Origin of the sequence: Mycolicibacterium holsaticum DSM 44478 = JCM 12374, from assembly GCF_019645835.1 — a bacterium.
Lineage (GTDB): Bacteria > Actinomycetota > Actinomycetes > Mycobacteriales > Mycobacteriaceae > Mycobacterium > Mycobacterium holsaticum.
In genome coordinates this window covers 398,500-411,605 of record NZ_CP080998.1, presented here as the reverse complement: position 1 = coordinate 411,605, position 13,106 = coordinate 398,500, and the positions used below count along the sequence as shown (strand labels likewise).

12 protein-coding genes are annotated in these 13,106 nt (G+C 69.7%); 5 read left to right on the top strand and 7 right to left on the bottom strand.

All coding sequences use genetic code 11. The features are described from left to right. Window positions 1-13 precede the first annotated feature (13 nt). Genes K3U96_RS01990 through K3U96_RS01980 form a run of 3 tightly spaced genes read right to left on the bottom strand, consistent with a single transcriptional unit; the run spans window position 14 to window position 2,984 of the window. The gene (locus tag K3U96_RS01990; RefSeq protein ID WP_220691894.1) at window positions 14-511 is read right to left on the bottom strand and encodes a DUF3830 family protein; all 498 of its coding nucleotides are present in this window, start codon (window positions 509-511) and stop codon (window positions 14-16) included. After that, window positions 508-1,920, bottom strand: a complete 1,413-nt coding sequence (locus K3U96_RS01985) for an amidase (RefSeq protein WP_220691893.1) — start codon at window positions 1,918-1,920, stop codon at window positions 508-510. Before K3U96_RS01985 ends, K3U96_RS01990 begins: the two co-directional genes overlap by 4 nt. After that, a complete protein-coding gene (locus K3U96_RS01980; protein ID WP_372514905.1) occupies window positions 1,917-2,984 on the bottom strand; it encodes a D-2-hydroxyacid dehydrogenase in 1,068 nt (355 codons plus the stop codon). The genes K3U96_RS01985 and K3U96_RS01980 overlap by 4 nt, the downstream gene beginning before the upstream one ends. A gap of 78 nt (window positions 2,985-3,062) precedes the next feature. Between K3U96_RS01980 and K3U96_RS01975 the strand changes: the two genes are divergently transcribed. The 3 genes from K3U96_RS01975 (at window position 3,063) to K3U96_RS01965 (ending at window position 5,260) form a co-directional block, all read left to right on the top strand. Continuing rightward, complete coding sequence (locus K3U96_RS01975; RefSeq protein WP_205870931.1) at window positions 3,063-3,800, top strand: maleate cis-trans isomerase family protein; 738 nt, start codon at window positions 3,063-3,065, stop codon at window positions 3,798-3,800. 90 nt (window positions 3,801-3,890) lie between these two features. Next, window positions 3,891-4,610, top strand: a complete 720-nt coding sequence (locus K3U96_RS01970; RefSeq protein ID WP_220691892.1) for a maleate cis-trans isomerase family protein — start codon at window positions 3,891-3,893, stop codon at window positions 4,608-4,610. Continuing rightward, window positions 4,607-5,260: a GntR family transcriptional regulator gene (locus K3U96_RS01965; RefSeq protein WP_220691891.1), complete on the top strand. Its 654-nt coding sequence runs from the start codon at window positions 4,607-4,609 to the stop codon at window positions 5,258-5,260. Before K3U96_RS01970 ends, K3U96_RS01965 begins: the two co-directional genes overlap by 4 nt. A gap of 3 nt (window positions 5,261-5,263) precedes the next feature. Here the strand turns inward: K3U96_RS01965 and K3U96_RS01960 are convergent, their stop codons facing one another. Next, window positions 5,264-6,724, bottom strand: a complete 1,461-nt coding sequence (locus K3U96_RS01960; protein WP_069403426.1) for an NAD-dependent succinate-semialdehyde dehydrogenase — start codon at window positions 6,722-6,724, stop codon at window positions 5,264-5,266. A gap of 72 nt (window positions 6,725-6,796) precedes the next feature. Between K3U96_RS01960 and K3U96_RS01955 the strand changes: the two genes are divergently transcribed. Beyond that, window positions 6,797-8,047 (top strand): aspartate aminotransferase family protein, encoded by a 1,251-nt coding sequence (locus K3U96_RS01955; protein ID WP_220691890.1) that lies wholly within the window; start codon window positions 6,797-6,799, stop codon window positions 8,045-8,047. A gap of 1 nt (window position 8,048) precedes the next feature. Here the strand turns inward: K3U96_RS01955 and K3U96_RS01950 are convergent, their stop codons facing one another. Then, window positions 8,049-9,449 (bottom strand): MFS transporter, encoded by a 1,401-nt coding sequence (locus K3U96_RS01950; protein ID WP_069403424.1) that lies wholly within the window; start codon window positions 9,447-9,449, stop codon window positions 8,049-8,051. Window positions 9,450-9,675: 226 nt separating this feature from the next. Between K3U96_RS01950 and gluQRS the strand changes: the two genes are divergently transcribed. Then, complete coding sequence (gene gluQRS / locus K3U96_RS01945; RefSeq protein ID WP_220691889.1) at window positions 9,676-10,551, top strand: tRNA glutamyl-Q(34) synthetase GluQRS; 876 nt, start codon at window positions 9,676-9,678, stop codon at window positions 10,549-10,551. Window positions 10,552-10,570: 19 nt separating this feature from the next. Here gluQRS and K3U96_RS01940 read toward each other — a convergent pair whose 3' ends face one another. Together K3U96_RS01940 and tgt are read right to left on the bottom strand one after the other, a co-directional pair. Further along, window positions 10,571-11,776 (bottom strand): saccharopine dehydrogenase family protein, encoded by a 1,206-nt coding sequence (locus K3U96_RS01940; RefSeq protein WP_220691888.1) that lies wholly within the window; start codon window positions 11,774-11,776, stop codon window positions 10,571-10,573. Between the two features lie 44 nt (window positions 11,777-11,820). Beyond that, window positions 11,821-13,104, bottom strand: a complete 1,284-nt coding sequence (gene tgt, locus K3U96_RS01935) for a tRNA guanosine(34) transglycosylase Tgt (RefSeq protein WP_220691887.1) — start codon at window positions 13,102-13,104, stop codon at window positions 11,821-11,823. Window positions 13,105-13,106: the final 2 nt, after the last annotated feature.

Genomic DNA, 13,106 nt, shown 5'->3' with positions numbered 1-13,106 from the left:
ACACTCGGCGAAGTCAAGCGCGGGCGAAGCTCAGCGTCTCGCCGCGCACCCCACCCATCCACAGGTCCTGGCAGGCGGCGGCCATCTCGTCGAGGCCGTCGATCACCGCGCCGAACACGTTGCCGGGCACCCAACCCTGGTCGCCGTTGATCAGTAAGTTGTTGCGCCCGTAGAACAACGCGAGGTCGACGATCGCACCGGTGGTCCCGGTGCCGGTGGTGTTCTCGTAGCCGTAGGCGGGGTTGCCGAGTTGGTCCGAGTCGAACGAGAACCAGCACAGGTCACCGGGAATCGGTGTCACCGTGGTGTTCTCCCGGCCGGGGTCGACGGACGCGAACTCCGGTAGCAGCGTGTAGATCTCGTTGCGCGCGTACTTGCCGTGGTACACCTGCGCGCAGACCGGCAGCGCGTTCCACACCGCCGCGCAGGTGCGCGGCGCGGCGTCGTCGAGCAGCCGGGCCACACAGCTGACGCCGCGCTTGTCCAGGGACACCGTGATCAGCCTGCTCATCGAACTCCTTGTGCGATCAGTTCCGGGGTGCGCCGGTGCCAGTCGGTGGCCGCCTCGTACGCGCGCCCGACGCGCAGCACCCTCGCATCGGCATGCCGGGGTCCCACGATCTGCAGCCCGACCGGTAGCCCGGCCGAGGTGAAGCCGCACGGCACGCTGAGCGCGGGCTGCTGGGTCATGTTGAACGGATAGGTGTACGGCGTCCAGCTGGCCCAGTCCGGCGACGGCCAACCGTCGGGCACATCGCAGCCTGCGGTGAAGGCGGGCAGCGGCAGAGTCGGTGTGACCAGCACGTCATAGCTCTGGTGGAACCGGCCCATCAGCTCGCCCAGGTGCATGCGCACCGCCGTCGCGTCCAGGTAGTCCGACGCCGAAAAGCCCGCTCCGGTCGCGGCGATGCGGCGCAGCCCAGGATCCACCCGATCCGCCCACGCGCCGTCGAGTTCGCCGTAGGCCGACAGCACCTTGGCCGAGCCCGAGAACCACAACACCTGAAAGGCGTCCAGCGGGTCGGCGAACCCGGGGTCGACCTGCTCGACGTGGGCGCCCGCGTCGGCCAGCACGGCCACCGCCGCCCGGACGGCGGCGTCGACCTCGGGGTCGTTGCGCACGAAGCCAAGGTTCAGGGAGAACGCGACGCGCAGACCCGCGACACCGTCGTCAAGGCCGTCCAGATACGACGACGACGGGGTCGGCATCGCCGCCCAGTCCCGCGGGTCGAATCCGGTGATCACATCCATCAGCGCCGCGGTGTCGGCCACGGTCCTGGTCATCGGGCCGGGGTGGGCCAGGGTGCCGAACGGGCTCGGCGGATAGTGCGGGATCAGCCCGTAGGTCGGCTTCAGCGCGACCGTCCCGGTGAACGCCGCCGGGATGCGCACCGATCCGCCGGCATCGGTGCCGACCGACCACGCCCCCATGCCCAGCCCGACGGCCGCCGCGCTGCCGCCGCTGGATCCGCCCGCGGTCTTGGTGGGATCCCACGGGTTGCCGGTCGCCCCGTACCGCGGTGAGTCGGTGACGCCCTTCCACGAGTACTCCGGCGTCGTCGTCTTGCCGAGCAGCACGGCACCGGTTTCGCGCAACCGCGCGACGCTCGGCGCGTCCTCGTCCCACGGGCCGGCGCCGTCGATGAGCCAGCTGCCGCGCAGGGTCGGCCAGCCGCGCGTCCACAGCGCGTCCTTGATCGACGTCGGCACCCCGTCGCCGGGGCCGAGGGGCTCTCCGGCATACCAGCGCGCCTCCGACGCCGTGGCCGCAGCCATCGCCGCCTCGGCGTCCACCAGCACGAACGCATTCACCGCGTCATCGTGAGATTCGATGGCGGACAACGCTTCTCGGGTGGCCTCCACCGGGGAGATCGTCTTGGCGCGGTATCCCTGCACCAGCTCGACAGCGGTCGGGATCATCGCGCATCACCTGAACCTGATGTCGCCGGCCTTCCGGCTCCGGAGGGCACGTAGCCGAGTTTCTTGTCCACCACGTTTTCCAGCGGCTCGCCGGCCAGCCAGCGCCGCAGGTTCTGCCCGAACTGCTCGGCCAGCGTGTCGCGCCAGCCGGCCACGTCACCGGACATGTGGGGGGTGATGGTCAGGTGAGGGGCGTCCCACAGCGGATGGTCGGGTGGCAGCGGCTCGGTGTCGAACACGTCGAGCGTCGCGCCGCCGATCGCGCCCTGCCTCAGCGCGTCGAGCAGGGCCGACTCGACCACCATCGGGCCGCGGGCGATGTTCACCAGGTGCGCGTCGGGCTTCATCGCGGCCAGCACCGCCGCGTCGACCAGCCCGCGCGTCGAGTCGGTCAGCGGCGCCGCGAGCACCAGGTGATCGCACCAGCCGACGTCGGCGGCCAGGTTCGCGCTCGCCACCACGTCGCCGAAGTCGGGGTCGTCGGCGGCGGCGACGCGGCCCGCGCCACGCACCTGCATACCCGCCGCGCGCAACAGCCGCGCGATCGCGCGGCCGATGGCGCCGGTGCCGACGACGAGGGCACGGGTCCCGGCGATGCCGCGGGTTTCCCGGTGGCGCCAGCGCCGGTCGTGCTGCAGCGCGAAGCTGGTGCGGCTGTCCTTGGCGTGCGCGAGGACCGCGCCGAGCACGTACTCGGCGATCGGACGGTCGAAGACACCGCGCGCGTTGGTGACCACGACATCGGAGTCGCGAAGTTCGTCAAACAGCAGCGTGTCGACGCCGGCGGCGGTGACGTGAATCCACTCCAGCGTGCCCGCGTGCGCCCACACCTGGCGCACCGCGGTGGAGAAGTAGTCCCACAGCAGCAGGACCCGTGCCCCCTCGATGGCCTCGGTGAGGTCGGCGGTGGTGCAGAACCGGACCTCGACGGGCAGCTCGCCCAGACCCGGGGGGCGATCGGATTCATCGGCGCACAACACCGCGAGCACGGGCGGATCGGGTCTGACCTGCCCGGATGAGCCGACCCGCAGACCGGTCGGGTCGCTCTCGCGGGGGGTCGGCACGCCCCGAAGGCTAAGGACACGCCGTATGATTGTCAACAATCTATTGCCGGTTTGCCTATCTGGCCTCACACTGTGGAAATGACGCTCGGGGATCTGGTGCCGCCCCCACCATTGCAGCAGGTCGGCGTGGGTGTTGTGACGCCCTATGACTTCGCCCTGGACCGCGAATTGTGGCGCTGGGTGCCCGACGACGTCAGCCTCTACGTGACCCGGCTGCGGTACGCCCCGCTGCCGGTGACCGTCGACATGGCGGTGCACGTCTCGGACGCCGACAACGTCGTCGCCGGTGCCGCCAACGTGCTGGCGGTCGCGCCGCTGGTGACCGCCTACGCGTGTACGGCGGGCAGCTTCGTCAAGGGGATGGCCGGCGAGGCCGCGCTGGTCGCGGCGATGCAGGCCGCCGGTGCGCCCGCCGCGGTGACGACGAGCGGTTCCATGCTCGCCGCGCTGCGGCACCTGGGCGTGCACCGCGTCGCCACCGTCACCCCCTACACCGCGGATCTGACCATCGGGCTGACGAGCTACCTGATGGAGGCCGGCCTGGAGGTGGTCTCGACATCCGGGCTCGGGCTGACCTCCCACATCTGGGCGGTGCCGTACGAGCAGACCGCCGAGCTGGTCCGCAGCACCGACGTCCCCGAGGCCGAGGCCATCGTCGTCAGCTGCACGAACCTGCCCACCTACGACCTGATCGCCAGGTTGGAAGCCGAGCTGCACAAACCGGTCGTCACCGCGAACCAGGTGACGATGTGGGCGGCGCTGCGCGTGGCCGGCCGCAAAGCCGTGGGCCCGGGCCAGCGCCTCATTGAGACGTAACGAATCCGCCTCGAAGCAGCAGCGGGCAAAGAACGAGCAAGGCCGGTTGTTAACATTGTCGACAATCTGCCCATCGACGGAGGGGCTCGTATGGCGACGGTAGGACTGCTCTATCCCGGGCACAGCGCCGAAGACGACTTCGAAACGCTGGTGGCTCTGGCGGGTGATGTGCACCTGCCGGTGGTCATCACCTCCGTCGGCGAGGACGCCCACCGGGTCGATGCGCTGCTGGACCTCGGCAGCACCGAACGCCTCGCTGACGGGGTCAGGCAACTCGCCACCTCGCACCCGCAGGCGGTGATGTGGGCGTGCACGTCGGGCAGTTTCGTGTTCGGCCCTGACGGCGCGCGCCATCAGGCCGCGAAAGTCGCTGCGGCGGCGGGTGTTCCGGCGTCGTCGACGTCGATCGCGTTCGTCGACGTGCTGCGTCACCTGCACATCCGGCGGGTCGCTGTCGCCGCGTCGTATCCGCACGACGTCGCCGAGCACTTTGTGGGGTTCCTGGCCGCCGACGGCGTCGACGTCGTGGCGATGGGCAGCCACGGCATCGTCACCGCCGCCGAGGTCGGCACCCTGGCGCCGCAGCGGGTGGTCGACATGGTCACGGCGGCCGATCATCCCGACGCGCAGGCCGTGCTCGTCCCCGACACCGCGATGCACACGCTGGGCATCATCGATCGCCTCGAGGCCGCCGTCGGCAAGCCGGTGCTGACCGCCAACCAGGTCACGGTGTGGAAGGGCCTGCAGCTGATCGGCCGGACGCCGGTGATTCCCGGGATGGGCCGGCTGTTCCAGGAGGAGATGCAGTGACCGAGTTCATCGCACCCGTCGAACAGGAGTCCACGCCCAGCATCGTCGCCGACAAGCTGCGCCAGGCCATCGCGCATGGCGAGCTGGCGCCGGGCACGCAGCTGGGCGAGGCGGAGTTGGCCCGCAAGCTCGGCGTCAGCCGCGGGCCGCTGCGCGAAGGCATGCAACGCCTGACCCAGGAGGGGCTGCTCATCGCGATCCGCAACCGCGGTGTGTTCGTCATCGACATGACCCCCGACGAGGCCTCCGACATGTACCTGGCCCGTGAGGCGATCGAACGCGCCGCCACCCGACGGATCCTGCAGCGCGACTACGCCGCCGCCGGTGACGAGCTGCTGGCCATCGTCGAGGAGATGGCCGAGGCCACCGACGTCGACGAGGGCAGCGAGGCCGATATCCGTTTCCACGAACGGCTCGTCGAGCTGGCCGACAGCCCCCGGTTGTCGCGGATGCACCAGACCTACCTCGTCGAGACGAGGATGTGTGTGCACGCGCTGGCCGACACCTACGACAACCCCACCGACCGGGTGATGGAGCACCAGGCGCTGGCCAGCGCGATCCGGGCGGGCGACGTGCAGCTGTCCGACAAGCTGCTGATCGCGCACATGGAGGACGCGATCGACCGCCTGATCGAGCGGCTGGCCCGGTAGTCGCTACGTCAGGGCGATACCGATGTACTTGGTCTCCAGGAACTCGTCGATCCCCACGGCCCCGCCCTCGCGGCCGAGCCCGGACTGCTTGACGCCGCCGAACGGTGCTGCGGGGTTGGACACCACACCCTGGTTCAACCCGACCATCCCGGTCTCCAGCGCCTCGGCGACCCGCAGGGCGCGCCGCAGGTCGTTGGTGAACACGTAGGCCACCAGACCGTATTCGGTGTCGTTGGCGGCGGCGATCACCTCCTGCTCGGTTTCGAACGGGGTGAGCGGGGCGACGGGGCCGAAGATCTCCTCACCGGCCATCTTCGCGTCGCGCGCGACGTGGGTGAGCACGGTCGGCGGATAGAAGAAGCCGGCCCCGCCCGTCGGCGACCCGCCGGTGAGCACCCGCGCGCCGCGCCCGACCGCGTCGTCGACCAGGGCCGCCACCTTGCGCAGCGCGGCCGCGTCGATCAGCGGGCCGACCTGCACTCCGTCGTCGGTGCCACATCCCACGGTCAGCGCGGCCATGCGTTCGGCCAGGCGCCGGCCGAACTCGTCGATGACCGACGCGTGCACGTAGATCCGGTTGGCCGCCGTGCAGGCCTCGCCCATATTGCGCATCTTGGCCGCGATGGCGCCGTCGACGGCTTCGTCGAGGTCGGCGTCGGCGAACACGAGAAACGGGGCGTTGCCGCCGAGTTCCAGCGAGGTCCGCAGCACCTTCTGGGCACACTGTTCGAGCAGCACCCGGCCCACCCGCGTCGACCCGGTGAACGACAGTTTGCGGGCCAGCCCGGAGCGGATCATCGGCTCCATGACCGCACCGGCGCGCGCCGTCGTCACGCAGTTGACCGCACCGGCCGGCACGCCGGCCTCCTCGAGGATTCCCATCAGCGCCAGCATCGACAGCGGCGTCTGATGCGCGGGTTTGATCACGCTGGTGCAGCCCGCGGCGATCGCGGGTCCTAGCTTCCTGGTGCCCATCGCCATCGGGAAGTTCCACGGGGTGACGAGCAGGCACGGCCCGACGGGCTGGCGGGCAACCAGGAACCGGGAACCCCCGGCAGGGGCGGTCTGATAGCCGCCGTCGATGCGGGTGGCCTCCTCGGCGAAGTGCCGGAAAAACTCTGCGGCGTAAGCAATTTCACCACGTGACTCGGCCAGCGGTTTGCCCATCTCCAGCGTCATCAACCGCGCGAGGTCGTCGACGGCCGCATGCAGCAGTTCGAAGGCGGCCATCAGCATGTCGGCGCGCGCCCGCGGCGGCGTCGCGGCGAACTCCGCCTGGGCGTCGACCGCGGCCTGCAGCGCGGCCATGCCGTCGGCGGGGTTTGCGTCGGCCACCGCGCAGAGCACCTCGCCGGTGGCGGGGTCGATGACGTCGAAGGTGGCGCGCCCTGCGGCGTCGACCCATTTGCCGTCGATGAACAGTCGCTTGTCGACGGCGTCGATCACGGTTTGCAGCGCGGTCACGCGATTCCCTTTCGCCAATGCCACCCGGCGGATAGTCTGATTGTCGACAATCTACCGGTAAGGGGCGCGCTCGTGGCAGAACTCTCGCAAATCCTCAGGCAGGCCACCGGCGTGCTGGCCGCGCGCGGTGCGGGCGTGCAACTGTTCGACGAGCAGGAGCGCCGCTATCTGGACTTCACCGCCGGTATCGGCGTGACCAGCACCGGCCACTGCCATCCGCGGGTGGTGGAGGCCGCCCAACGCCAGGTCGCCACGTTGATCCACGGTCAGTACACGACCGTGCTGCACCGGCCGCTGCTCACCCTCGTCGAACGGTTGGGTGAGGTGCTGCCGCCGGGCCTGGACCGGGTGTTCTTCGCCAACTCGGGCAGCGAGGCAATCGAGGCGGCGCTGCGGCTGTCCCGGCAGGCCACCGGCCGGCCCAACGTCATCGTGTTCCACGGCGGTTTCCACGGCCGCACCGTGGCCGCGGCGTCGATGACCACGTCGGGCACCAAGTTCCGGTCCGGTTTCGCGCCGCTGATGGCCGGTGTGCACGTGGCGCCGTTTCCCGACCCGGGCCACTACGGCTGGCCCGTCGAGCAGGCGACCGACTTCGCGCTTTCCCAACTCGACTACGTGTTGCAGACGTTGAGCGCACCCGCCGACACGGCCGCGTTCTTCGTCGAACCGGTCCTCGGTGAGGGCGGCTACGTCCCGGCCAACGAGCGTTTCTTCGCCGGTCTGCGCGAGCGCGCGGACGCCTACGGCATCCTGCTGGTGGTCGACGAGGTGCAGACCGGGTTCGGCCGCACCGGCCGGTTCTGGGGCGGTGAGCACTTCGACGCCCACCCCGACGTCGTCGTCACCGCGAAGGGGCTGGCGTCGGGCTTCCCGCTGTCGGGCATCGCCGCGCCGTCGGCGCTGATGGACAAGGCGTGGCCCGGTTCGCAGGGCGGCACCTACGGGGCCAACGCCGTGGCGTGCGCGGCGGCGGTGGCGACCCTGGACGTGATCGCCGACGAACGCCTGGTGCAGAACGCGGCCGAGCGCGGCGAGCAGTTGCGGGAGGCGTTGCGCACCGTCGCGGACAAGTACGACGCGATCACCGACGTGCGCGGGCTGGGCCTGATGATCGGCGTCGAATTCCGCGACGGCGCAGGCCGACCCGACGGCACGACGGCGGTGGCCGTGCAGCAGGAGGCCGCCCGGCGTGGCCTGCTGCTGCTGACGTGCGGCGCGTGGGGCCAGGTGGTGCGGTTCATTCCGGCGTTGGTGGTGTCGGCCGACGAGGTCGACGAGGCGGCGGGTGTGTGGTCCGACGCTGTGAGCGCGGTCCTCTAGCTCAGGTGCGGGTGAGTTCGCGGTCGTAGTCCACCGGCGGTGGCGCCTCGGGGGTGCCGGGGATCTCGGTACCGCCGATCGGGCAGCGCGCGGTCTCGGGCAGCTTGAGCAGCGCGAGCACCCCGATCAGGCAGGCCGCCATCATGTAGAACGCGGGCATCAGGTTGTTGCCGGTTTGCACGACCATCCAGTCGTTGAACGCCGGCGCGGTGCCACCGAAGATCGACGTCGACACGTTGTAGGCGATGGCGAACCCGGCATAGCGCACCTGGGTCGGGAACATCGCGGGGAACGTCGCCGAGATCGTCGCCAGCTGCGGCACGTACAGCAGGCCCAGCACGGCAAAGCCGATGACCGCGCCGAGCACGCCGGTGGACATCAGCATGAACATCGGCACGACCATCACCAGCAGGCCCACCAGCGAGATCCACCACAGCGGTTTTCGGCCGAACCGGTCCGAGGCCAGCCCGGCGAACGGCAGGAGCACCATCATCGAGATCATCCCGATGATCGGCACGATCAGCGACATGTCGGTGGACAGGCCGATCGCGGTCTCCAGATAGGTCGGCATGTACGTCAGCAGCGTGTAGTTGACGACGTTGAGCGCCACCACCAGCCCGCCCAGCCGCACAATCGGGCCCCAGTATTGGACGAGCAGGTCCTTGAACTCGGTCCCGATCCCCTTCTCTTCCCTGCCTGCGGCCTCCAGCTCTTTGAAGACCGGCGTCTCTTCCAGCCGGGTGCGCAGGTAGAGGCCGATGAGCCCGAGCGGGGCGGCGATCAGGAACGGCAGCCGCCAGCCCCAGGTGCCCATCTGGTCATCGTTGAGCACCAGCGAGAAGCCCAGCATCAGCAGTGCGCCCGCGGAGAAACCGGCGAGCGTGCCGAACTCCAGGAAGCTGCCGAGCAGCCCGCGTCGGCGCGCAGGGGCGTACTCGGCCATGAACGTGGCGGCGCCGCCGTATTCGCCGCCGGTGGAGAAGCCCTGGATCATCCGCAGCAGCACCATCAGCGCCGGCGCCCACATCCCGATCGCGGCGTACGTCGGCACCAGCCCGACGCACAGCGTGGCGCCCGCCATCAGCAGGATGGTGATCGCCAGCACCTGCTTGCGACCGAACCGGTCGCCGAGCGGTCCCCAGAAGAACCCGCCGAGGGGGCGCACGAGGAACGACACCGCGAACGTCATCAGCGCGAGCAGCGTCGCGGTGGCGCCGTCGCCGGGGAAGATCGCCGCGGAGATGTAGGTGACGCCGTAGGCGTAGAGGCCGTAGTCGAACCACTCGGTCGCGTTGCCGATGGCCGAGGCCGCGATGGCCTTTCGGACGATGGCGGGCGGCTGGTCCTTTTCGGCGGCTTGCTGCGGCGGATGCGCGGAGGATTCGGCTTCTCGGGCGTCCATGAGCTCTCTCGTCTCCGTCGACACGGCTCCCGGTGCACTACTTCGGCAAAGGCTGGCTTCGTCGCACACCGCAGGGCCAGGCCGTTGTTTTGTTGGCTGTCCATCGCTGGACGTCAATCGTTCATACCCCAATTGCACGCGCGTCACTCCCGTTACGCCGACGAAAGCAAAGATTGCTTCTCCGCACGGACGCTTGGGGCCTGGCGCATCTGGATAGATTGCACGGATGACCGCAGGCAGGTTCGCCCCGAGCCCGTCGGCCGACCTGCACATCGGCAACCTGCGCACCGCGGTGCTCGCCTGGTTGTTCGCGCGCTCCACCGCGCGCCGCTTCGTGATGCGGGTGGAGGATCTCGACGACCGGACTTTCGCCGACATCGCCGAACGGCAGCTGTCGGACCTAGCCGCGATCGGGGTGACCTGGGACGGTCCGGCCGAGTGGCAGTCCGCGCACGCACAGCGCTACGACGCCGTCGTCGCCGAGCTGGACGCTCGCGACTTGCTGTACGAATGTTATTGCAGCAGAAACGATATCGCTCAGGCACCGCGCGCTCCGCACGCACCCCAGGGCGCCTATCCCGGCACCTGCCGCGACCTCACCGATGCGCAGCGACGGCAGCGACGCGACGAGACCGGCCGACCGCCGGCGCTGCGGCTGCGCACCGACGAGATCACCTACACCGTCGAAGACGTGCTGCACGGGCGCTACACCGGCATCGTCGACGACTTCGTGGTGCGGCGCGGGGACGGCGTCGCGGCCTACAACCTGGCCGTGGTGGTCGACGACGCCGCGCAGGGTATCGATCAGGTGGTGCGCGGCGACGACCTGTTGTCGTCATCCCCGCGGCAGGCGTATCTGGCCCGGCTGCTCGGGTATCCCGAGCCGACGTACGCCCATGTGCCGCTGGTGCTCAACGAGGACGGGGCGCGGCTGGCCAAGCGCGACGGCGCGGTGACGCTGGCCGAGATCGGCGTGCCGCGCGCGCTGGCTGCGATCGCGGCGTCGTTGGGCTGGCCGACGGCGACGGACCTCGACTCGCTACTGGAAGTGTTCGATCCGGCCCGGTTGCCGCGGCATCCGTGGATCTACCGCCCCTCCTGAGGAGTCGGCGCGCCGCGTCTCAGAGTTCCTGTTGTCCCCACGGTGAGCCGTAGGCCGTCAGCAACTCCAGAAACGGCGCCGCGTCGAACGCCTCGGGCCCGAGCACACCGCTGCCACCCCAGGTGCCGTCGGCCAGAAGTTCAAGGGCAACAACGGGATTGATCGCGGTCTGCCAGACCACACACTGGTGGCCGTACTCGGCCATCGACCATTCGTTGTCGACGACGTGGTACAGGTAGGTCGATCGGGGGTTGCCGTCCCTGCCGGTGCCGGTCACCCACAGCCCCGCACACGTCTTGCCGCGCATCTTGGGGCCGAGCGCGGCCGGGTCGGGCAGGCAGGCGGCCACCACGTCGCGCGGGCTGACCTCGACCGGACCGACCTTCACTGTCTCGGTACGGTCCAGGCCGAGCTTGTGCAGTGTTTTGAGCACGCCGATGAACTCCTCGCCGAGGCCGTACTTGAACGTCGCGCGTCGGCATTTGACCCAGCGCGGCATCAGCAGCACCTCCTCGTGCTCGACGTTGACGCATTCGACGGGCCCGATGCCGTCGGGAAAGTCGAAAACCTCTGGCTCACTGAAGGGTTCGGTGGTGAACCAGCCGCGGTCGGCTTCCCAGATGACCGGTGGGTTCAGGCATTCCTCGATGGTGGTCCAGATCGAGAACGACGGCGCGAAGTCGTAGCCGGCTACGGTCAGGTTCGACCCGTCCCGGGTGCCCAGTTCGTCGATGTCGGTGAACAGATGATCGGCGGCGTATCGCGCGAACACGTCCGAGAGGCCGGGCTCCACGCCGATCCCGACGAGGGCGAGCCGGTCCGCGTCGCGCCACTGGGCGTCCTGGGCGAACTGCGCGTCGCCGAGTTTGACGCCGGTCTTTTCGAACGGCCGCTCGGGATGGCGTTGCGAGAGGCTCATCGCCATGTCGAGGTAGTGCGCGCCGCCGGCCAGCGCTCCGGTGAAGATCGGCAGCACGAACCTCGGGTCGACGGCGTTCATCACGTGGGTGATGTCATGGCCCCGCACGAGTTCGGTCACCGCGTCCGCGGACGACGCGTCCACGTGCACGGCGCTGAACCGTGGATCGGCGACCGCGTCGGCGGCCTGGCGCGCCCGGGTCTGGTCGTAGTCACCGACCACGACCCGGTCGAAGAAGTCGCGTCGAGCGGCGATCGCGCAGAACGCCGCCCCGACGCCGCCGGCGCCGATCAGCAGGATTCGCATGCGCTGACGCTACCGGCGCGCCGAGATCGACGAAACGGCGAAAACTACTCGCACTTTCCCGCCCGGTTGTCCCTTTCGGCGTAAAAGCGGCCCAGTGTGTGCGCGCGGAGTTCGTCGAACTCCCCCGCCCGGATCGCCGCGCGGATCTGGTCGACGAGCCGGACGGTGAACCGCTCGTTGTGGATCGTGCACAGCGTCGCGGACAGGATCTCCTTGGCCTTGAACAGGTGGTGCAGATAAGCCCGGGTGTAGTGCGCGCAGGTGTAGCAGTCGCACTCCGCGTCGATCGGGGTGAAGTCGCGGCGGTACCGCGAGTTGGTGATGTTGAACCGCCCGGTCACCGAGTACACCGCGGCGTTGCGCGCCACCCGCGACGGCGACACGCAGTCGAAGGTGTCCGCGCCGGCGGCCACGGCGGCGAACAGGTCGTCGGGCTCGCTGATGCCCAGCATGTGGCGGGGTTTGTCGTCGGGCAGTTCGCTGCTGACCCAGCCGACGATGGTGGCCAGGTTCTGCTTCTCCAACGCGCCGCCGATGCCGTATCCGTCGAAACCGGCGCCCTCGTCGTCCACGATCGTCGTCAACCCGCGCGCGGCCTGCCTGCGCAGGTCCTCGTATTGGGCGCCCTGCACGACGCCGAACAACGCCTGGCGCGGCTGGTCCGGATCCGCGGCGGCCAGCCTGCGGTGTTCGGCCAGGCAGCGCACCGCCCACGCATGCGTGCGCTGCACCGACTGTTCCTGGTAGCCGCGGGTGTTGACGAGCGTGGTCAGTTCGTCGAACGCGAAGATGATGTCGGCGCCGAGCCGGTGTTGGATCCCGATCGACACCTCGGGGGTGAACCGGTGGGTGGAGCCGTCCAGATGCGACCGGAACGTCACGCCGTCATCGTCGACCGCGGCCAGCCGTTCCTTACCCTCGGCGATGATGTCGTCGGCCTGCACCCGTTCGGTGTCCATCGCGAGCACCTTGCGGAACCCGGCACCCAGCGACAGCACCTGGAACCCGCCGCTGTCGGTGAACGTCGGTCCCGGCCAGTTCATGAACGCACCCAGCCCGCCCGCCGCGGCGACGATGTCGGGACCCGGCTGCAGATACAGGTGATAGGCGTTGGCCAGGATGGCCTGCGCACCGAGCTCTTTCATGGTTTCGGGCAACACCGCCTTGACGGTGGCCTGGGTGCCGACCGGGATGAACGCCGGGGTGTGGATGTCACCGTGCGGGGTGCGGATCGTGCCCGCGCGGCCCAGCCGGCCGGGCAGTTCGGCCTCGACGGTGAAGAACCGCGCCGGCGAGTCGCTCGGACGGGCAGTATTCGGCGCGGTCACGC

What these genes read in the sequence shown, in the direction of transcription:
- K3U96_RS01990 (WP_220691894.1), bottom strand. Translation starts at nt 511, where the DNA reads ATGAGCAGGCTGATCACGGTGTCCCTGGACAAGCGCGGCGTCAGCTGT.
- K3U96_RS01985 (WP_220691893.1), bottom strand. Translation starts at nt 1,920, where the DNA reads ATGATCCCGACCGCTGTCGAGCTGGTGCAGGGATACCGCGCCAAGACG.
- K3U96_RS01975 (WP_205870931.1), top strand. Translation starts at nt 3,063, where the DNA reads ATGACGCTCGGGGATCTGGTGCCGCCCCCACCATTGCAGCAGGTCGGC.
- K3U96_RS01970 (WP_220691892.1), top strand. Translation starts at nt 3,891, where the DNA reads ATGGCGACGGTAGGACTGCTCTATCCCGGGCACAGCGCCGAAGACGAC.
- K3U96_RS01950 (WP_069403424.1), bottom strand. Translation starts at nt 9,449, where the DNA reads ATGGACGCCCGAGAAGCCGAATCCTCCGCGCATCCGCCGCAGCAAGCC.
- gluQRS (WP_220691889.1), top strand. Translation starts at nt 9,676, where the DNA reads ATGACCGCAGGCAGGTTCGCCCCGAGCCCGTCGGCCGACCTGCACATC.
- K3U96_RS01940 (WP_220691888.1), bottom strand. Translation starts at nt 11,776, where the DNA reads ATGCGAATCCTGCTGATCGGCGCCGGCGGCGTCGGGGCGGCGTTCTGC.